The organism is Arthrobacter sp. ISL-48, assembly GCF_018613805.1.
GTDB lineage: Bacteria > Actinomycetota > Actinomycetes > Actinomycetales > Micrococcaceae > Arthrobacter.
The window spans coordinates 1-17,277 of record NZ_JAGGPL010000003.1 but is presented as its reverse complement, the minus strand read 5'-3'; the positions used below and the strand labels follow the sequence as shown (position 1 = coordinate 17,277).

Here is a 17,277-nt window from a genome sequence, read left to right as displayed (position 1 = left end):
GACAGGCCCGGTAACGTCAGGATTACCCACAGTTCACTTGTACAAACCCGACAGGACCCCCATGAGCCAGACTGACACTGCCGTCACCGGCACCGCCCCGGCTGAACGCCGCCGATGGAACGCCACCGACCTGGGCCTGATTGCCGTCTTCGCCGCGATGGTTGCCGCCTCGGCACTCGTGGCCGCCATCCCCGTCGGCGCCCTCGGCGTCCCCATCACCCTTCAGACCCTCGCCGTGATGCTCACCGGCCTGGCGCTGGGCGCCGGCAGGGCTTTCGCCGCCGTGGGACTCTACACACTGCTGGGGCTGGCGGGACTCCCCATTTTCAGCGGAGGACGCAGCGGACTGGGAATTCTGGCCGGCCCCTCGGCCGGTTACATTATCGCCTTCCCCCTTGCAGCAGCGGCCGTAGGCTGGCTCTCGGCCATCGTCATCCGGCGAACACTGAAGTACCGCGGCGTCTTTCTTTTCGCGGCGGCCACGCTCACGAGCGTCGTCGTTGTCCACGCCCTCGGCGTACTCGGCATGATGATCAACGCCAAGCTGGGCTTCTCCAAGGCGTTCCTCGCTGACCTCCCCTTCTACCCGGGGGACTTCATCAAGAACGTCCTGGCCGTCGCCGTGGCACTGGCCTTGCACAAGGCATTCCCGGACCTTCTCGTCCGCCGCGTCCGGCCTCTCGCCCAGCAGAGCACCATCCAGCCGTGAGCGTCATTTCCCTGAGCAACGTGGGTGTCCGGGTGGCCGTGGATGGCCGTCCGGACCCCAAGGTGCTGCTTCAGGACATTACGGTGAGCCTGGCGGAGCAGCGGATCGGCGTGATCGGCGCCAACGGCTCCGGCAAGTCGACCCTCCTGCGCCTGATGAACGGGCTCGTGGTGCCCACTTCGGGGACTGTTACGGTCAACGGTTTGGATACCGTCCGGAAGGTGCGGCCCGTCCGGCAACAGGTGGGGTTCGTCTTCACAGATCCCCTTTCCCAGCTGGTGATGCCCACCGGCCGGGAGGACGTTGAACTGTCTCTGCGGCGCTCGGTGCGGAAGGGAGACGAGCGGCGCCGGCTCGCGGAGGCAGCGCTGGACCGCTTCAGTCTGCTCCCCTTGGCCGATCAGAGCATCTATGAGCTTTCCGGTGGGGAGCGCCAGTTAATGGCGCTTGCGGCTGTGCTGGCCGTCAATCCCACCGTGCTGGTGCTGGATGAACCCTCAACGCTGCTGGATCTGCGGAACCGGGAACTGCTGCGCCGCACGCTGTCAGGCCTGGATCAGCAGATTGTGATGTCCACCCACGATCTCGACCTTGCCCTCGAAATGGACCGCGTGCTTGTAGTGGAGGCCGGGCGGATAGCGTTCGACGGCGACGCTGCCGCCGCCGTCGAGCACTACCGCTCCCTGTGTGCCACGGACGTGGCAGCGCCGTGAGGGGACACGGTTTCCTGCTGGCCAACTACGTCCCGGGCACCTCTTTGGTCCACCGCGCGCCGTTGTGGCTGAAGTTCCTGCTGGTGCTGGGCTCCGGCCTGGCGTCGTTCCTGGTGGTGGACTGGCTGGTGTCCGCGATGGTCCTGGCCGTTCTGTGCGGCGTCTTTCTCCTGACGGGCGCCGGGCCGCTCAGGCTCCTCGGCGCCGTCCGTCCACTTGCCCTGGTGCTGCTGGTCATCGGATTGTTCCAGTGGTGGCAGTTGGGTGCGCCCACGGCGGCCCGGATTGTCCTGAACATCCTGGTCTGTGTGGTGGCGGCGTCGCTGCTAACAGCCACCACACCTATGCAGCGGCTGCTGGACGGGGTGGCTTCGCTCGCGGCTCCCTTGCGCCGCTTCGGTGCTGATCCGGAGCGCTTCGCCCTGACCATCGCCATCATGCTGCGGAGCATCCCCTATATCGCCGGGACCTTCGCGGACGTCCGGGATTCCGCCCGGGCCCGCGGGCTGGAACGCCATCCGCGGGCCCTGGTCCTGCCCGTTTTCATCACCACCGTGGCGTTCGCCCGCCAGACCGGCGAGGCCCTGGCCGCGCGCGGTCTCGGCGAGGCCGAGGACTGACGTGGCAGCCCGGTTCGGGCTACTGGTAGCTCAGGCTCAGGAGCAGGGCCTTTAGCCGGGCGTACTCTTCGGTCGCCATCCACTCCCGGGCCGCCTCGGGTGTCGTCATGGGCTGCTTCTCACCGTCGAACACCACGTAGGCCGACATGGCCCCGTTGGGCAGGGGAACCTGGTTGGATCCTGAATTGGTCTGCCCCGACTGGAATCCAGAGGCCCGGCGGACATCCATGAAGTAGTAAAGGGGCCCGTCGTCAGTCCCGGTCGGAGCCGGCATTCCTTCGTACGGCACAGGAAGGACCTGGTCTGACGCGAATCCGAACTCCACTGGAGTCCCTGACGTATCGGTGATGCCCGGTACCGGGGCGTGGTCCAAAACCGTCCGCTTGACCGTGCCACCCGCACCATCGCCGTACATCCCGCTGCCGATCCTGGCCACGTCGGCGCCAGAGCTGTCGCTTACGACGGCCAAGACTGCCCCAGCCTTGTCCTGCCCGCTCACATAGGGGCCTTGTTCGGTCCTGACGCTCCAGCCTTCCGGATACTTGAAGGAGATGTGTCCGTCGGGAAAGACGAAGGTTTGCTGCACGACAGTTGTTGGCGGTGTCGCCGAAGGTGCGGATGGCGTCGAAGTGACGGTGGCGGCCGGTGCCGGGGTGGAAGGCACTCCACTGAAGTTGGAAGCTATCAGGATGCCACCAGTGACAGCCGCCGCTCCCAACGCCAGCGCCCCCGCAACACGGAATCGTCTGTGTCTGCGGTCATCGAGCGACGGGACATCCGCCGTCGGACCATCACTGAAGACCATGGGCCCGGCCAGCATCCGGTGCAGGGCTTTCTCACCGTCGTGCATCAGAGGCGGCTCGACCTTCAACGGGTCGATTCCGGAAATCTGGTTCTTGATCGGATCCATTTCAGGCACCCATCTTCTGTGCGGTCGATTCTGCGTTAGCCGGCATTTGCTTCCGGAACGCGGCCCTGGCCCGGTGCAGGCGGACCTTGGCCGCGGACTCACTGCACTGCAGCACCCGCGCAATTTCGGAGCATCCCAAGCCGTCCCAGTAGGCCAATTGGAGGATCTCCCTTTCCTGGCCACGCAACCGGTCCATGGCGTCCTGGACAGCCACGTTCTCGGAACCCTCGCCAAAGCGGAGCGCGACGGCGGCCCGCAACTTTTCGTGGAGGGCTTGCTGCCTCTCGCGGCTCCTGTAGGCATTCCCAATGAGATTCCGGGCCACGGTGAGCAGCCACGCGGGTTCCGGGCGCTTTTCCGGCGATTTCTGCCACACGACACGGAAAACGTCGGCAGCGATTTCCTCGGCTATTTCGACGGATTCGACGCGCCGCCGGACAAATCTGAAAACTAACGGATAACTGTCTTTGTGAATGGCGATAAACGCCAGCTCACGCTCGGAAAGCACGATGTCCCCCTCAAAGGCCGGAGCTGCAGGATATCCACATAGTTTCCGGCTATCCGCCAATGGTTACTCAACGCGGTTCCAAAGATAGGAGAATTCCGCCTCGAGGGCACGCTTCGGCTGCATCTCGTCAGTAGGCCGCTGCCAATCTCTCGTACCGAAGCAGCGCCGCAGTTCCCATACCGCCGGCAATACTGATCATCGCCAGCGCGAGCCGGCCCTGCTCACCGGACCGACGGGCCTGTGCGAACAGGCGTGTCACCAGCACAGCCCCCGACGCTCCGTACGCGTGGCCCAAAGCCAGCGCACCGCCGTCGGCGTTCACCCGGAGCGGGTCAATGCCCAGATGATCGAGGCAGGCGAGGGCCTGTGAAGCGAAGGCCTCATTGAATTCCACCAGGCCCACATCGGTTGCGACGAGCCCCCTGGCTGCCAAAAGCCTTTCGGCTGCTGCCGCAGCACCGATGCCCAACAGCCGGGGCTCCACTCCCGCAGCGTCGGTGGCAAGGACCAGCAGCCCGTCCACAGCTCCGAGTTCACGGGCGCGCTGCAGGGAGGTGATCACGACGGCGGAGGCGGCGTCGGCGTCGAAGCAGGAGTTCCCGGCAGTGACGGTCCCGGACTCAACAAAGGCGGCGGGGAACCGCTTGAGCACGCCCGCGGTCAGGCGCGGGCGCGGCCCGTCGTCCGTCCGGATGGTCCCCGAGGAGGTCTCCAGCGCGGTGATCTCTTCGGCGAAGGAACCTGACCGGGTTGCCGCGGCGGCGCGCTGATGGCTGCGGAGCGCAAAGGCATCCTGCCTCTCCCGGGTGATGGCGAACCGGGTTGCCACGTTTTCCGCTGCGACGCCCATGTCCGGGTCGCCAAAGTTGTGCGGCACGAACTGGGCCCGGTCGAAAAACTCGTGATCGCCGTCGTCGTTCCTGTGTGCCCGTAGGGGCGCCGTGCTGATGCTCTCCACTCCCCCGGCGAGATATACCGGGCCGCCGCCGGCGGCAACCAGCCTGGACGCCAGGACAATAGCGTCGAGGCCCGAACCGCATTGCCGGTCCACGGTAACTCCGGGCACGCTCACGGGAAGTCCGGCCTCCAGCAGCGCGAGCCGGGCAACGTTGCCACCGCCACCGACGGCATTGCCGATCATGACGTCCGTGACCGTTTCCGGGGGGACCTGGTTGTCCGAAAGGAGCTGCGCCAGGACAGGCGCCAGCAGCTGGTGCGCGCGCAGCTCCTTCAGGGCACCGTTGGCGCGGCAGACCGGGGTTCGCCTCGCCCCGATGATCACTGGCTGCCTGTCTGCCGGGAGAGCCTCAAACGGGAGGTTACTGGATAGGAGGTTACTGGCCAAGGGCACGCACCCTGTTGTCCTGGGAATTGATCCAGTCCAGGAGGATGTTCCGGCTGACCTTGCCCCGGTCGGTGGTGGGCAGTTCGGCCAAGGCGAAGTACTGCAGGGGCCGCTTGTCACGAGGCAGAATGTTTTCGAGCCCGGCTTTGAGCTGCGTGGCTGTGATCCCGCCGTGCGAGGCCACAACGCCCGCGACCACCCGCTGGCCCCTGATGTCGTCGGGCATCCCGGCAGCGACGGCGGCGGCAACCCCGGGCACGGAACCAAGGGCCAACTCCACCTCGTGCGGATAGACGTTCTTTCCCGACGTCAGGATCATATCGGCGCGCCGGCCCAGGATGTGCAGCTCGCCCTCAGCCAGATAGCCCTGGTCACCCACGGTGAACCAGCCGCCGAAGGAGCGGAGGGCTTCGCCGTCATCGCCCCAAAGATAGCCGTTGCTCACCATTCCGCTGCGGACGCAGATATTGCCCGGTTCGCCGTCGGGAAGGACAGCCCCGGCGTCGTCCAGGATACGGACCTCCACCCCGGGGAACGGGCGGCCGATCCCCGTTCCGCCAGCGTCCAACAGCCCCCCTGCAGGGAGCCCCATGCCGGAGACAAAGCTGAGCTCTGAGGCGCCGTAGTATTCGAAGATCGTGGCATTCGGCGCCCAGCGCCGTGCCGCCTCGAGGGTGCGCGCATCCAGTTTGGATCCGGCGCAGATGATGGTCCGCACGCCGGACGCGTCGACGCAGCCTGTCAGCCCCCGCTCGCTGAGCAGCCGCAGCATGGTGGGGACCAGCACCAGCCGGGTTACGCGGTCGTGCGTGATGGCTGCGTGGACATCACCGACGTCGAAACTCTCCAGTGTCTGGAACTCCGAACCGGCGTACAGGCATTCCGCCAGGGCGTAGAGGTTAAGGCTGGCAGCGAGGGGCCCGGGCGCAAGGGTTACGTCTTCCTGCCGGAGCCCGAAGAATTCAATCGAGGCGTCAAAGGATTCCTGCCAGGACCGCCGTGACCGGCTGAACGCCTTGGGCACCGACGTGGTGCCGGAGGTCAGTCCGATCAGGAAGGTTGATTCGGCCGGCCCGTCCGCCAGTGCATCCTGACTGGATACGGCGGCCGGCCGCACGTGTTCGTGCAGCCGCTGGAGGATTTCGCCGTGCAGCTGGGCAGGCCAGGCCGGGTCCAGGACGGCACACTGCCGGCAGCCCGCTACCGCTGCGGCGAACCTGACGGCGAAGTCTACGGAGTTGGCTTCCGCCAGGACCGTGACGCCGTCCGAGCAGGCCACGGCCGCCGCGGCAGCGTCGCGGAGTTCGGCCCAACCCAGGCGCCTGCCGGCGACAACGACGGCGGTGTCCTGCGGCCGTTCTTCGGCCCAGCGGTGGATCTTGTTGAGAAAAGGCATCGAACCAACTTTACCGGCCCGACGCCGCTTCGGCCCTGTCGGCGAACGCTATTGTGGCTCTATGAGCTTCAATGACAACGTCCAGCTGGACCCCTCCCAGGTACAGGACCGGCGCGGTATGGGCCGCGGTGCAAAAGTCGGCGGCGGCATCGGCGGCGGGCTCATCCTGCTCATTGCCGCCCTTCTGGGCTTTAACCCCCAGTTACTGGAAGGCCTGGCCGGCGCGGGACAGGAACCCCAAAGCCAGGGCACCGCCCCCGCTTGTGCTACCGGAGCCGACGCCGACGCGCGCCTGGACTGCCGGATCACGGGCACGGTGAACAGCCTCAACGCCTTCTGGCCCGCCTACCTCCGGGACTACAACGTCCAGTACCCGCAGCCGGAAACGGTGATCTTCAGCGGCGGGACCGGCACGGGCTGCGGTGCCGCCACCAGCGAGGTGGGCCCGTTCTACTGCCCGGCGGACACCACCGCCTACTTCGACCCGGGCTTCTTCCAGGAGCTCGTGGACCGCTTCGGCTCCTCCGGCGGACCACTGGCGCAGGAATACGTCGTGGCCCACGAATTCGGCCATCATGTCCAGAACGTGCTTGGCACCATTGACCGCGCCCAACAGGATCCGCAGGGCCCTGAGTCAGGTGCCGTGCGGACTGAGCTGCAGGCCGACTGCTATGCCGGCCTGTGGGTCCGGTATGCCAGCACGACAGCGGACCCCAGCACCGGCCAGCCGTTCCTGGAACCCCTGACGCAACAGGATCTCAACGATGCCCTTTCGGCGGCGTCCGCGGTGGGCGATGACAGGATCCAGAAGGCAGCAACCGGCCGGGTTTCGCCGGAAGCGTGGACGCACGGCTCCAGCGCCCAACGGCAGAAATGGTTCTCCCAGGGCTACAAGACCGGCGACATCAACCAGTGCGACACCTTCGCGGTGGCCACTCCCTAGCCATCGATTGCTCGGTAGGTGCCTTTCCAAGGTCACATAGTGGCACCTAGGGTCCGGTGGGGAACGACGACGGCCGGCCACCTTCGCTGGGAAGGTAACCGGCCGTCGTCGTACTTTTGGCAGTTCTAGATGTTGAAGCCGAGTGCCCGCATCTGGTCCTTGCCGTCGTCGGTGATCCGCTCTGGACCCCACGGCGGCATCCAGACCCAGTTCAGGCGCCAGTCGTCCACGACGCCGTCCAGGGCCTTGCCCACCTGCTCCTCCAGGACATCGGTGAGCGGGCAGGCGGCCGTGGTCAGCGTCATGTCGATCAGCAGGGCGCCGTCGTCGTCCGAGTACTTGAGGCCGTACAGCAGCCCCAAATCAACGATATTCACGCCGAGCTCGGGGTCGATGACGTCCTTGAGTGCCTCTTCAACGTCCTCGAGGCCCGTGCGGGCCGCTTTGATTTCGGTCATGGCAAGTCCTAACTAGGCCTGTGCTGCTGCTGTGGCTGCAGCGATGGTGGCTGCCCCGGCGCCGGTGGCGTAGCGGTCGTAGCCTTCTTCTTCGAGGCGGTCAGCCAGTTCCGGGCCGCCCTCTTCAACAACCTGGCCGTCAACGAACACGTGCACGAAGTCAGGCTTGATGTAGCGCAGGATGCGGGTGTAGTGCGTGATGAGCAGTGTGCCCATGTTGCCCTCGGCATGGGCGCGGTTGACGCCCTCCGAGACCACCTTGAGCGCGTCCACGTCCAGGCCGGAGTCGGTCTCGTCGAGGATGGCGAACTTCGGCTTGAAGAGCTCCAGCTGGAGGATCTCCACGCGCTTCTTCTCGCCGCCGGAGAAGCCTTCGTTGACGTTGCGCTGGGCGAAGTCGGCGTCGATGCGCAGCTGCTGCATGGCGTCCTTGACTTCCTTGGTCCAGGTGCGGAGCTTGGGTGCTTCGCCGTCGATGGCCGTCTTGGCGGTGCGGAGGAAGTTGGTCATGCTGACGCCCGGGACCTCCACGGGGTACTGCATGGCCAGGAACAACCCGGCGCGCGCACGCTCGTCAACGCTCATGTCCAGGACGTTTTCGCCGTCCATGGTGATGGAGCCGCTGGTGACCTTGTAGCGAGGGTGTCCGGCGATGGTGGATGCCAGTGTGGACTTGCCGGAGCCGTTGGGGCCCATGATCGCGTGGGTCTGGCCAGTCTTGATGGTCAGGCTGACGCCCTTCAGGATCTCCTTGGTGCCCTGCTCAGTCTCAATGCTGACGTGCAGGTCCTTGATCTCAAGAGTAGACATATGTCTTGTTCTCCTTTGCCCCGCGCCTTCCGGCGGCCGGGCGGTCTCTGTCTGGAAGTTTGGTTCTGGTGCTGTGCTGAAGAGTGGTGCTAGCTGAAGTTCGGCGCTTCGGCGCCGTTGAGGACGTTGGTGAAGTCCACGTAGACCTCGTCGCCACGGATGTCGACGGCGAACACGGGAACGGGATCATAGGCCGGCAGTTGCAGCGGTTCCCCGCTTCGTAGATCGAACTGGGAGCCATGGCCCCAGCATTCGATCATGCAGCCTTCCACCTCGCCCTCGGACAGTGAGATGTCCGCGTGCGAGCACGTGTCCCCGATGGCGTGGATCTCGCCCATGGAATCCTTGACGATGGCTACGGGATAGTCATCGATCAGGATCCGCAGTGCCTGCTTGAGCTGGATTTCATCCACCTTGCAGACGAATTCGCCCTTGGGCCCCTCAGTCATCTGTCGTCCCGCGCCGTCTAGTTGTTCGTCACGGCGAGTTCGCGCTCAACAGCGTCGGTCAGCCGTTCTTCGAGGGCGGGAACCTTGATGTGCTGGATGATCTCGTGGAGGAAGCCACGGACCACCAGGCGGCGTGCAACATCCTCCGGGATGCCGCGTGCCATCAGGTAGAACAGGTGCTGGTCGTCGAGGCGGCCTGTGGCGCTGGCGTGGCCGGCGCCCTTGATCAGGCCGGTTTCGATTTCCAGGTTCGGAACCGAGTCGGCGCGGGCGCCGTCAGTCAGAAGCAGGTTGCGGTTGGCCTCGTAGCTGTCGGTGCCTTCGGCTTCCTTGCGGATCAGGACATCGCCCACCCACACTGCGTGGGCGTTGCGGCCCTGCAGGGCGCCTTTGTAGAGCACGTTGGACTTGCAGTTGGCCACCGCATGGTCCACGAAGAGCCGCTGCTCCAGGTGCTGGCCGGCGTCGGCGAAGTACAGGCCGAACATTTCAGCTTCGCCGCCGGGCTCTGTGAAGCGCGCCGAGGGTGTGACGCGGACGAGGTCCCCGCCCAGGCTGACCACAACGTGCTTGAGCTTGGCGTCGCGGCCGATCCTTGCCTGCTGGGAGGAGGCGTGGACGGCGTCGTCGTTCCATTCCTGGAGCGAGACGACCGTGAGGTCCGCGCCGTCCTCAACCACGATCTCAACGTTTTCGGAGACGACTGCCGAACCCTGGTGATCCAGGACCACAACTGACTTGGAGAACTTTTCCGCCACGATGACCAGGTGCTGGGCGGCCGCTTCGGACGTTTGGCCGGTGATGACCACGTTGATCTCGGCGTCCGCTACGAATTCGGTGGGAACGGTGATGACAGTGGCTTCGCGGAAGTTCTCCCAGGCGTTGGCGGACACTCGGTCCTCCGGGATGCCGGCGGAGCCGATGCGCTTGTCGCTGCGCCCCACGGTTTCCACCATGATGCTGTCCGGACCGCTGACGGTGACGGTGGGGGCCGCGCCGGCAAGGACCTCGCTGTGGAGCCCGCGGAGCCGCTTCAGCGGGGTGAACCGCCAGTCCTCTTCAAGGCCCGTGAGGGGTTTGAAGTCGACCAGGTTGTAGGACGTCAGGCGGCCAGCGCGTGAGCTGTCCGGGATGCCAACGCCGCCGCCATGCGAATGGCTTTTGACGGCTTCGCCGGCAAGCGGGGCCTTGGAGTTGGCGGCATTAATCGGAGACAGGCTTTCGCCCTCTTCCGTGAAGCCGTTAATGAACGGCTGGGCCGAGGGCGCGCCGATGCGAGCCTTTTCAGTAGTGATTTCAGTCATCGTTATCCGACGGACCCTTCCATCTGCAGTTCAATCAGGCGGTTCAGCTCAAGTGCGTACTCCATCGGAAGTTCGCGGGCAATCGGCTCGATGAAGCCGCGGACGATCATCGCCATGGCCTCGTCTTCGCGCATGCCGCGGGACATCAAATAGAAGAGCTGCTCTTCACTGACCCGTGAAACGGTGGCTTCGTGGCCCATGACGACGTCATCCTCGCGGATGTCGATGTACGGGTAGGTGTCCGACCGGCTGATGGTGTCCACCAAAAGCGCATCGCAGCGCACGGTGTTGGCTGAATGCTTGGCACCTTCGCGGACCTGGACCAGTCCCCGGTAGGCGGCACGGCCGCCGCCGCGGGCAACAGACTTGGAGATGATGGAGCTCTTGGTGTTCGGCGCGATGTGCACCATCTTGGAACCGGTGTCCTGGTGCTGGCCTGCGCCGGCGAAGGCGATGGACAGGGTCTCTCCCTTGGCGTGCTCGCCCACCAGGTACACGGCCGGGTACTTCATGGTGACCTTGGAACCGATGTTGCCGTCAACCCACTCCATGGTGGCGCCTTCTTCGCAGATGGCACGCTTGGTCACCAGGTTGTACACGTTGGTGGACCAGTTCTGGATGGTGGTGTAACGGACGCGGGCGCCCTTCTTGACGATGATTTCCACCACGGCGGAGTGCAGCGAGTCCGAGGTGTAGATCGGAGCCGTGCAGCCTTCGATGTAGTGGACGTAGGAGTCCTCGTCGGCGATGATCAGGGTGCGCTCGAACTGGCCCATGTTTTCCGTGTTAATCCGGAAGTATGCCTGCAGCGGGATGTCCACGTGGACGCCCTTGGGCACGTACACAAAGGATCCGCCCGACCAGACGGCCGTATTCAGGGATGCGAACTTGTTGTCGCCCACCGGAATGACGGTGCCGAAGTACTCCTGGAAGATCTCCGGGTGCTCGCGCAGTGCCGTATCAGTGTCCAGGAAGATGACGCCCTGGGCTTCCAGGTCCTCTCGGATCTGGTGGTACACAACCTCGGACTCGTACTGTGCGGCCACGCCCGAGACGAGGCGGCTGCGCTCAGCTTCCGGGATACCCAGCTTTTCGTAGGTGTTCCGGATGTCCTCGGGCAGGTCCTCCCAGGTGGCGGCTTGCTTCTCCGTGGAGCGGACAAAGTACTTGATGTTATCGAAGTCGATGCCCGAGAGGTCAGCGCCCCAGGTAGGCATGGGCTTGCGATCGAAGTACTTCAGGCCCTTCAGGCGAAGGTCCAGCATCCATTCCGGCTCGCTCTTCTTGTCCGAAATATCGCGGACCACTTCGTCGCTGATACCGCGACGGGCGTTGGCACCGACGTCGTTCTTGTCGGACCAGCCGTACTCGTACGTGCCGATGCCGTGGAGCTCGGGATTCTTTTCCAGAATCTCCGAGATCACAGTGTCTTCGGCTACCGCTTTCTCTGATAGTTGGTCCGTCATCACGGCCTTTCTTGCAGATGGTTGGTTACTTCATCCGGGCTGGCGGGGGCTGCAGGCGGGACCTTTGGTCCGCCGGCAGCCAGCCGGCCCGTGGGTATGTGGGTGGTGCAGACGTGGCCCCCGCGCGCCAGAGTGGACAGCCTGCGCACGTCAACGCCAACCAGGCGGGCGAACACTTCTGTCTCCACGTCGCAGAAGACGGGGAACTGGGCTGCGAGCTGCTGGATGGGGCAGTGGCCCTGGCACAGCTGGACGCTCGAAAGTGCAGCGGGCAAGGGGGCTTTCGCCTCGATCGAGGCGGCCGACGCCACGAAACCGTCGCGGCTGAGGGCTTCGGAGAGTGCGCGCGCACGAGCCGTGATATCCGGGCCCGCCTGCTCGATCTCCGGTGCGTACCGGCGCTCCATGTCCGCAAAACGCTCGACGGCGAACGCCCGCACTGCTTCGTCGCCGGCCACTTCCTGGAGCTGCCTGAGCGCCACGGTTGCGATATCAAGGTAGTCATTACCGAGGGTGGACTGACCCTGCGAGCTGAGGACATAGCGGCGCGCGGGGCGGCCCGCGCCGGCGCCGGCCCTGGCCACCCGCTTGACCTCGATGACGCCACTACGGGAAAGGTGATCCAGGTGGCGGCGGACGGCGGCGGGCGTAAAGCCCAGCATGTCGCCCAGTTCCGCTGCACTAATGGGTCCATGCTCCAGCACAGCACCGAGGACCCGGTCGCGGGTACGCTCGTCCGCGTCCGCCAGCGGCACGGCGCCTAGATGGCCCCGCTCAGTGGTGGTGCGTGGCGCACCGTGCCCGGCAAAAGGCACAGCAGTAGCATTGCTCATGGAATACACAACACAATCATGTCGTAATTTAGTCCCCCATTCCAGTAAGGCGAGGCTGACCTGCGTCGGGGGCCAGGATCCGGAATCTAGTACTACATCCCGTAGAATGTTGGGGTGCGTTCCCCAGAATCCCCCGTCCTGTCCATCAGCGGGTTAATCAAGGATGTAGGTCCGCTGGCCAGCCTGGATGGAAAGATGCTCAGGGTGGTCAGCGGCGTCTCGCTTGCCGCCGAAGCCGGCCAGGTCACCGCCCTCCTTGGAGCCAACGGAGCTGGCAAGACTACCACCATCGAGTGCGCCCAGGGTCTTCAGAAACGCACCGGCGGAAGCATCTCCCTGCTGGGCCACGACCCCGCCCGGGCGGGCGCCGAACTGCGGTCACGCGTTGGCATCATGCTTCAGGATGGCGGCCTCCCGCCGTCGGCCCGTCCTATCCCCCTCCTGAAGCACATCGCCGGCATGTACTCACGTCCCCGGCGGTTGGACGAGCTGGTTCAGCGGCTGGGCATCGACACTTTCAGCCGGACCACCGTGCGCCGGCTTTCCGGCGGACAGAAACAGCGGCTGGCCCTCGCCGCGGCCCTGATCGGCGATCCCGAAGTCCTGTTCCTCGATGAGCCCAGCGCAGGCCTGGACCCCCAGTCGCGGCAACTCGTGTTTGACCTGATCTCCGAACTCCGCACCGGTGGCATGGGCATCATCCTCACTACCCATCTAATGGATGATGCGCAGCGGCTGGCTGACTACGTCTACATCATCGACGCGGGGCGGAACGTAGCTGAAGGAACCGTGTCCCAGCTCCTCCAGCGGGACCCTGTCGTGGAAGCCGGCACTGACCACGTCAGGACTCTCTTCTTTGAGGCGCCGGCAGGCCTGGACTTTGCCGGCGTCCTCCCCGAATCCATTGCAGTCAGTGAGACACGCGCAGGCAGTTATGTCGCCACCGGTGCCCTCACGCCCCAGGACCTCGCGTCGCTGGCATCCTGGTGGGCCGCCCACGGCGTGATGCCTGGCTCCATGAGCCTGGAGGCACGCAGCCTGGAAGATGTTTTCCTTGACATTTCCGGAAAGGACATTCGGTGAGCAAGCTGTCGTCCCCACCCGTACCGTCGTCCGCCTCTCACGGTGCTGCACCACAGGCGGCGGCACCGCTGCTGCGCCGGATCCTGTTGCAGGGAAAGTATGAGTCCGTGACGATGCTCAGGAACGGCGAGCAGCTGATCCTGGCCGTGGTGCTGCCGCTCCTTGCATTGGTGGGCCTCACCGTAACCCCCTTCCTGGACGGAATGGGGGCGAGCCGCATCAATGTTGCGGTCCCTGGCATCCTGGCGCTCTGCGCAATGTCTACAGCGTTCACGGGACAGGGTATTTCCACGGGGTTCGACCGCCGGTACGGCGTTCTCCGATTCCTGTCCACCACACCCCTGGGACGCCCCGGCCTCATTGCGGGTAAGGTGTTGGCTGTTCTGGTGGTGCTGGCTGTGCAGCTTGCCGTGGTCACCGCCGTGGCCTTGCCGTTGGGCTGGCGGCCGCTGGCCGCAGGCTGGCTTCCCGGCCTGGCCCTCCTGGTCCTTGGTGCTGCGGCCTTCACCGCACTGGGGTTGTTGGTTGCGGGAACCGTCCGCCCCGAGGCCACCCTGGCCATCACCAACCTGTTGTGGATCCTGCTGGGCGCCCTGGGCGGGATCGTCATTCCTGCGGACCGGCTGCCGGCCGCAGCCCAGGGCGTAGTCCATTATCTGCCCTCCGGCGCGCTCGGCGAGGCCTTGCGGGCGGCGTTCCTGTACGGAACGCTGAACGGCGGGGCCGCCCTTATCCTGCTGCTCTGGACCCTCATTGCCGGGGCGGCAGCCATCCGTTGGTTCAAGTGGAATTGAGATATCCGTGAGCACGGCTTCACGCCTTCCCCAGTTTGCCGGCCGCCTTGCCTCCAGGCTGCCCCGCACCGTCGACATCCGGATCCGCCGCCTGGCCCTGGCATCCCTGGTCGGCCAGACCCTTCTGGTGGTCACCGGCGGCGCCGTCAGGCTGACAGCATCCGGCCTCGGATGCCCTACCTGGCCCCGCTGCACTGACACCTCCCTGGTCAACACCCCCGAAATGGGGATCCACGGCTTCATCGAGTTCGGAAACCGGCTGCTGACCTTTGCCCTGGCCGCCGTGGCCGCGCTGATGCTGGTCTACCTCTGGAACCTCCGCAAGGAACGCAAGGATCTTTTCCTGCTTGCGCTGGGCCTGCTGGCCAGCATTCCCGCCCAGGCCGTGATCGGCGGAATCACCGTCCTGACCAACCTCAACCCCTGGGTTGTGGGCCTGCACTTCCTCGTGTCCATGGCCCTCGTGGTGTTAGCCACGCTGCTCGTCAACCGCGCCTACGGCAGGACGGGGCGGTTTGCTACCGTCCGGCTTCCCGCCCTGCCAGGGGTGCTGCGTCCGGTGACGGCCGCCGTCGCGCTTTTCTCGTCCATCGCAGTGATGCTCGGCGTGGTAGTCACCGGCGCCGGCCCCCATGCCGGCGATGCCGATGCGCCACGCAACGGCCTTGGCTGGGACCTGTTCTCCCACATTCATGCCGTTCCTGCCTACCTGATCACCGCCGGAGCCGTTTTCGCGCTGGTGATGGTCTTTACCGGGCGGATCTCCGGGCCTTTTCGCGCCGCGGCGCTCATGCTGCTCGCCGTGACAGTCCTGCAGGCGATCATCGGCTTCTCGCAGTATTACAACGGCATCCCCGTTCTGCTGGTGGGCGCCCACATGCTGGGGGCCGCGCTGCTGATGGGCGCGGCAACCAACACCGCCGACGTCGCCCGCTCAAGCCCGGTCAAGTAGCCGCAGCAAATAGCCCTGAACAGAGGCGCTCCGGTCCAAGGGCCAGGGTGCTTTCCCTTCAAGACCCTCTCTCACTTCCTGCACGCCTGCGGGCAACCCTCTCTCACTTCCTGCACCCCTGCGGCCGACCCTCTCTCACTTCCTGCACGCCTGCGGGCGACCCTCTCTCACTTCCTGCACGCCTGCGGGCGACCCTCTCTCACTTCCGGCGTGCATGGAAAACCCTCCCGGACTTTGAACCGCTCCCTTGAAGTTGGACTGAGAAATTCAGTTCCGACTCCCGAGGAGCAGCTCAGAGGTGGAGGAGGGTTTTGGATTTCCCTGCAGCATCTGAGAGAGGGTTTGGTGAAACCCTGCAGGATCTGAGAGAGGGTTTGGTGAAACCCTGCAGGATCTGAGAGAGGGTTTGGTGAAACCGGGCGGAAGGTGAGAGAGGGTTTTGGTGGGGTGGTCAGCCCATGACTGCGGAACCGACGAACGGATCGACGGCCAGCGCAATGAACAGCAGTGTGAGGTAGCTGATGGAGCCGTGGAAAACCTTCATTGCGCGTTTGTCCGAGATGTCCTCACGGTGGGCGCGGTTGTACAGGGAGTGCGATTCGTACAGGAACCATGCGCCAGCCAGCACCGCAGTGACGGTGTAGACCCACCCGGCACGGCCGGCCGGAACCATCAGCAGCGAACACGCCACCATGGCCCATGCGTACAGGACCACCTGGACCGAAACTACCTTCGCTCCTGCAATGGCACCGAGCATGGGCACCTTGGCGTTGCGGTAGTCCTCGCCGTAGCGCATGGAAAGGGGCCAGTAGTGCGGCGGCGTCCAGAGGAAGATCACCATGAACAGGATGACGGCCGGCCACTCCACGGAGTTGGTCACGGCGGCCCATGCGATGAGCACCGGGAAGCAGCCCGCTGCGCCGCCCCACACAATGTTCTGTGCGGTGCGGCGCTTGAGGATGATCGTGTAGATCACGACGTAGAAGAAGATCGCGCCCACGCCGAGCCAGGCAGCCAGCGGGTTGGCACCGAACCACAGGATGACAATGGCGGCCACCCCCAGAAGCCAGGAGAAAATGAGCGCCTCGCGGGGCGTCACCTCTCCGGTTACCAGCGGACGGTTTTCGGTCCGGTGCATCAATTTGTCAATGTCCCGGTCAATGTAGCAGTTGAACGCTCCGGCACTGCCGGCGGCAAAGGCACCGCCTATCAGTGTGGCCAGGATCAGGCCGAGGGAGGGGAAGCCTCGCTCCGCGTAGATCATGGTGGGCAGGGTGCTGACCAGGAGGAGCTCGATGACCCGGGGTTTCGTGAGGGCGAGATACGCCTTGGCCTTACGGGCCAATCCCGCTCCCCCTCGGGCCCGGGAAGCGTTCAGCGGCGTATCGGTTGTGCTCACGGTGGCAGTCACCCGTTCTGTTGGCAGTTCTGTCTGTGCTGTGCAGCTTGTGCGGCGGTGTTACACCGGCACTCACGGAAACTGGTGCCGTCCGCTCCGGAGATTCGTATCTCCGGAGGTCCGTATAACGGCCGGAAAGGCTCCGGCAACCCCTCTAAAGGGTCTGGCCATCCGGCATAAGCCTCCAAATATCATACCTTGCCCAATTCGGACAGATGCCGCCTCCATTGGCCCTCATGATTGCTCGCGGCCCGATTCGAGCAGATTAACTCAACCCCGGCCCAGAGCAATTCATAAAAGCTGAAATTGCGTCCAAAACGTGAGATTTGCGCCGCCCGAAGAGTGGAATGGAGCTAAGCTGTCACCAGATCAGCACGCAGCAAGGAAGGAATGGAAAGCGCATTCCCGGAGCTGCCAGTGGCTGAGTAAAAGATCAACGTTTCGATGGTGAACGGCTGGTACACACCGCAGCGGGCGCCACACAGCGTGCCTTTACGCGGATCCTGTGTGCCGCCTGCCATCAGCACAGAGAGGGGCCCGGTTTTCGTGCCACATTTGGAAGAGCAAGAACTGTCATGGACCAGC

General features: G+C 64.8%; 19 protein-coding genes. 7 read left to right on the top strand and 12 right to left on the bottom strand.

The genetic code is table 11. The features are described 5' to 3' along the window. Window positions 1-61: 61 nt before the first annotated feature. Genes J7E83_RS03845 through J7E83_RS03835 form a run of 3 tightly spaced genes read left to right on the top strand, consistent with a single transcriptional unit; the run spans window position 62 to window position 2,042 of the window. The gene (locus J7E83_RS03845) at window positions 62-709 is read left to right on the top strand and encodes a biotin transporter BioY (RefSeq protein ID WP_214959258.1); all 648 of its coding nucleotides are present in this window, start codon (window positions 62-64) and stop codon (window positions 707-709) included. Continuing rightward, window positions 706-1,422: an energy-coupling factor ABC transporter ATP-binding protein gene (locus J7E83_RS03840; protein ID WP_214959255.1), complete on the top strand. Its 717-nt coding sequence runs from the start codon at window positions 706-708 to the stop codon at window positions 1,420-1,422. The genes J7E83_RS03845 and J7E83_RS03840 overlap by 4 nt, the downstream gene beginning before the upstream one ends. Next, window positions 1,419-2,042, top strand: a complete 624-nt coding sequence (locus J7E83_RS03835; RefSeq protein ID WP_214959253.1) for an energy-coupling factor transporter transmembrane protein EcfT — start codon at window positions 1,419-1,421, stop codon at window positions 2,040-2,042. The genes J7E83_RS03840 and J7E83_RS03835 overlap by 4 nt, the downstream gene beginning before the upstream one ends. A gap of 19 nt (window positions 2,043-2,061) precedes the next feature. On the opposite strand, the gene J7E83_RS03830 is transcribed toward J7E83_RS03835, so the two are convergent. The 4 genes from J7E83_RS03830 to J7E83_RS03815 form a co-directional block, all read right to left on the bottom strand. Then, complete coding sequence (locus J7E83_RS03830) at window positions 2,062-2,952, bottom strand: hypothetical protein (protein ID WP_214960915.1); 891 nt, start codon at window positions 2,950-2,952, stop codon at window positions 2,062-2,064. Between the two features lies 1 nt (window position 2,953). After that, entirely contained in the window at window positions 2,954-3,460 is a 507-nt protein-coding gene (locus tag J7E83_RS03825; protein ID WP_214959251.1) for an RNA polymerase sigma factor, read from the bottom strand. Between the two features lie 127 nt (window positions 3,461-3,587). After that, a complete protein-coding gene (locus J7E83_RS03820; protein WP_396020479.1) occupies window positions 3,588-4,811 on the bottom strand; it encodes a thiolase family protein in 1,224 nt (407 codons plus the stop codon). After that, on the bottom strand, window positions 4,795-6,201 hold the full coding sequence (locus J7E83_RS03815) for a class I adenylate-forming enzyme family protein (protein WP_214959249.1): 1,407 nt from the start codon (window positions 6,199-6,201) through the stop codon (window positions 4,795-4,797). Before J7E83_RS03815 ends, J7E83_RS03820 begins: the two co-directional genes overlap by 17 nt. A gap of 61 nt (window positions 6,202-6,262) precedes the next feature. Between J7E83_RS03815 and J7E83_RS03810 the strand changes: the two genes are divergently transcribed. After that, window positions 6,263-7,144, top strand: a complete 882-nt coding sequence (locus J7E83_RS03810; protein ID WP_214959247.1) for a neutral zinc metallopeptidase — start codon at window positions 6,263-6,265, stop codon at window positions 7,142-7,144. Window positions 7,145-7,269: 125 nt separating this feature from the next. Here J7E83_RS03810 and J7E83_RS03805 read toward each other — a convergent pair whose 3' ends face one another. The 6 genes from J7E83_RS03805 to J7E83_RS03780 all read right to left on the bottom strand — a co-directional run bounded on the left by J7E83_RS03805 (window position 7,270) and on the right by J7E83_RS03780 (window position 12,464). Next, window positions 7,270-7,602, bottom strand: a complete 333-nt coding sequence (locus J7E83_RS03805) for a metal-sulfur cluster assembly factor (RefSeq protein WP_214959245.1) — start codon at window positions 7,600-7,602, stop codon at window positions 7,270-7,272. Window positions 7,603-7,614: 12 nt separating this feature from the next. After that, window positions 7,615-8,412: a Fe-S cluster assembly ATPase SufC gene (sufC, locus tag J7E83_RS03800; RefSeq protein ID WP_214959243.1), complete on the bottom strand. Its 798-nt coding sequence runs from the start codon at window positions 8,410-8,412 to the stop codon at window positions 7,615-7,617. Between the two features lie 89 nt (window positions 8,413-8,501). Further along, the gene (locus tag J7E83_RS03795; RefSeq protein WP_214959241.1) at window positions 8,502-8,861 is read right to left on the bottom strand and encodes a non-heme iron oxygenase ferredoxin subunit; all 360 of its coding nucleotides are present in this window, start codon (window positions 8,859-8,861) and stop codon (window positions 8,502-8,504) included. 17 nt (window positions 8,862-8,878) lie between these two features. Next, complete coding sequence (gene sufD / locus J7E83_RS03790) at window positions 8,879-10,165, bottom strand: Fe-S cluster assembly protein SufD (RefSeq protein ID WP_214959239.1); 1,287 nt, start codon at window positions 10,163-10,165, stop codon at window positions 8,879-8,881. A 2-nt stretch (window positions 10,166-10,167) separates the two neighbouring features. Continuing rightward, window positions 10,168-11,631, bottom strand: coding sequence for a Fe-S cluster assembly protein SufB (gene sufB / locus J7E83_RS03785; RefSeq protein WP_214959237.1), 1,464 nt, complete (start codon window positions 11,629-11,631; stop codon window positions 10,168-10,170). Then, a complete protein-coding gene (locus J7E83_RS03780; RefSeq protein WP_214959235.1) occupies window positions 11,631-12,464 on the bottom strand; it encodes a metalloregulator ArsR/SmtB family transcription factor in 834 nt (277 codons plus the stop codon). The genes sufB and J7E83_RS03780 overlap by 1 nt, the downstream gene beginning before the upstream one ends. A gap of 114 nt (window positions 12,465-12,578) precedes the next feature. On the opposite strand from J7E83_RS03780, the gene J7E83_RS03775 reads away from it, so the two are divergent. From J7E83_RS03775 to J7E83_RS03765, 3 genes are read left to right on the top strand one after another with little or no spacing between them, the layout of a single operon-like run. After that, a complete protein-coding gene (locus tag J7E83_RS03775; protein WP_214959233.1) occupies window positions 12,579-13,547 on the top strand; it encodes an ABC transporter ATP-binding protein in 969 nt (322 codons plus the stop codon). Then, window positions 13,544-14,341, top strand: coding sequence for an ABC transporter permease (locus tag J7E83_RS03770; RefSeq protein WP_396020478.1), 798 nt, complete (start codon window positions 13,544-13,546; stop codon window positions 14,339-14,341). Before J7E83_RS03775 ends, J7E83_RS03770 begins: the two co-directional genes overlap by 4 nt. Before the next feature lie 7 nt (window positions 14,342-14,348). After that, window positions 14,349-15,293 carry a COX15/CtaA family protein gene (locus J7E83_RS03765; protein ID WP_214959230.1) on the top strand — a complete coding sequence of 315 codons (945 nt, stop codon included), beginning with the start codon at window positions 14,349-14,351 and terminating at the stop codon, window positions 15,291-15,293. Between the two features lie 451 nt (window positions 15,294-15,744). On the opposite strand, the gene J7E83_RS03760 is transcribed toward J7E83_RS03765, so the two are convergent. Together J7E83_RS03760 and J7E83_RS03755 are read right to left on the bottom strand one after the other, a co-directional pair. Beyond that, a complete protein-coding gene (locus tag J7E83_RS03760; RefSeq protein WP_214959228.1) occupies window positions 15,745-16,704 on the bottom strand; it encodes a heme o synthase in 960 nt (319 codons plus the stop codon). Window positions 16,705-17,045: 341 nt separating this feature from the next. Then, a partial coding sequence (locus tag J7E83_RS03755) for a hypothetical protein (RefSeq protein WP_214959226.1) occupies window positions 17,046-17,277 on the bottom strand: 232 nt, incomplete at its 5' end.

What these genes read in the sequence shown, in the direction of transcription:
- J7E83_RS03810 (WP_214959247.1), top strand. Translation starts at nt 6,263, where the DNA reads ATGAGCTTCAATGACAACGTCCAGCTGGACCCCTCCCAGGTACAGGAC.
- J7E83_RS03780 (WP_214959235.1), bottom strand. Translation starts at nt 12,464, where the DNA reads ATGAGCAATGCTACTGCTGTGCCTTTTGCCGGGCACGGTGCGCCACGC.
- J7E83_RS03795 (WP_214959241.1), bottom strand. Translation starts at nt 8,861, where the DNA reads ATGACTGAGGGGCCCAAGGGCGAATTCGTCTGCAAGGTGGATGAAATC.
- sufB (WP_214959237.1), bottom strand. Translation starts at nt 11,631, where the DNA reads ATGACGGACCAACTATCAGAGAAAGCGGTAGCCGAAGACACTGTGATC.
- sufC (WP_214959243.1), bottom strand. Translation starts at nt 8,412, where the DNA reads ATGTCTACTCTTGAGATCAAGGACCTGCACGTCAGCATTGAGACTGAG.
- J7E83_RS03815 (WP_214959249.1), bottom strand. Translation starts at nt 6,201, where the DNA reads ATGCCTTTTCTCAACAAGATCCACCGCTGGGCCGAAGAACGGCCGCAG.
- J7E83_RS03805 (WP_214959245.1), bottom strand. Translation starts at nt 7,602, where the DNA reads ATGACCGAAATCAAAGCGGCCCGCACGGGCCTCGAGGACGTTGAAGAG.
- sufD (WP_214959239.1), bottom strand. Translation starts at nt 10,165, where the DNA reads ATGACTGAAATCACTACTGAAAAGGCTCGCATCGGCGCGCCCTCGGCC.
- J7E83_RS03845 (WP_214959258.1), top strand. Translation starts at nt 62, where the DNA reads ATGAGCCAGACTGACACTGCCGTCACCGGCACCGCCCCGGCTGAACGC.
- J7E83_RS03830 (WP_214960915.1), bottom strand. Translation starts at nt 2,952, where the DNA reads ATGGATCCGATCAAGAACCAGATTTCCGGAATCGACCCGTTGAAGGTC.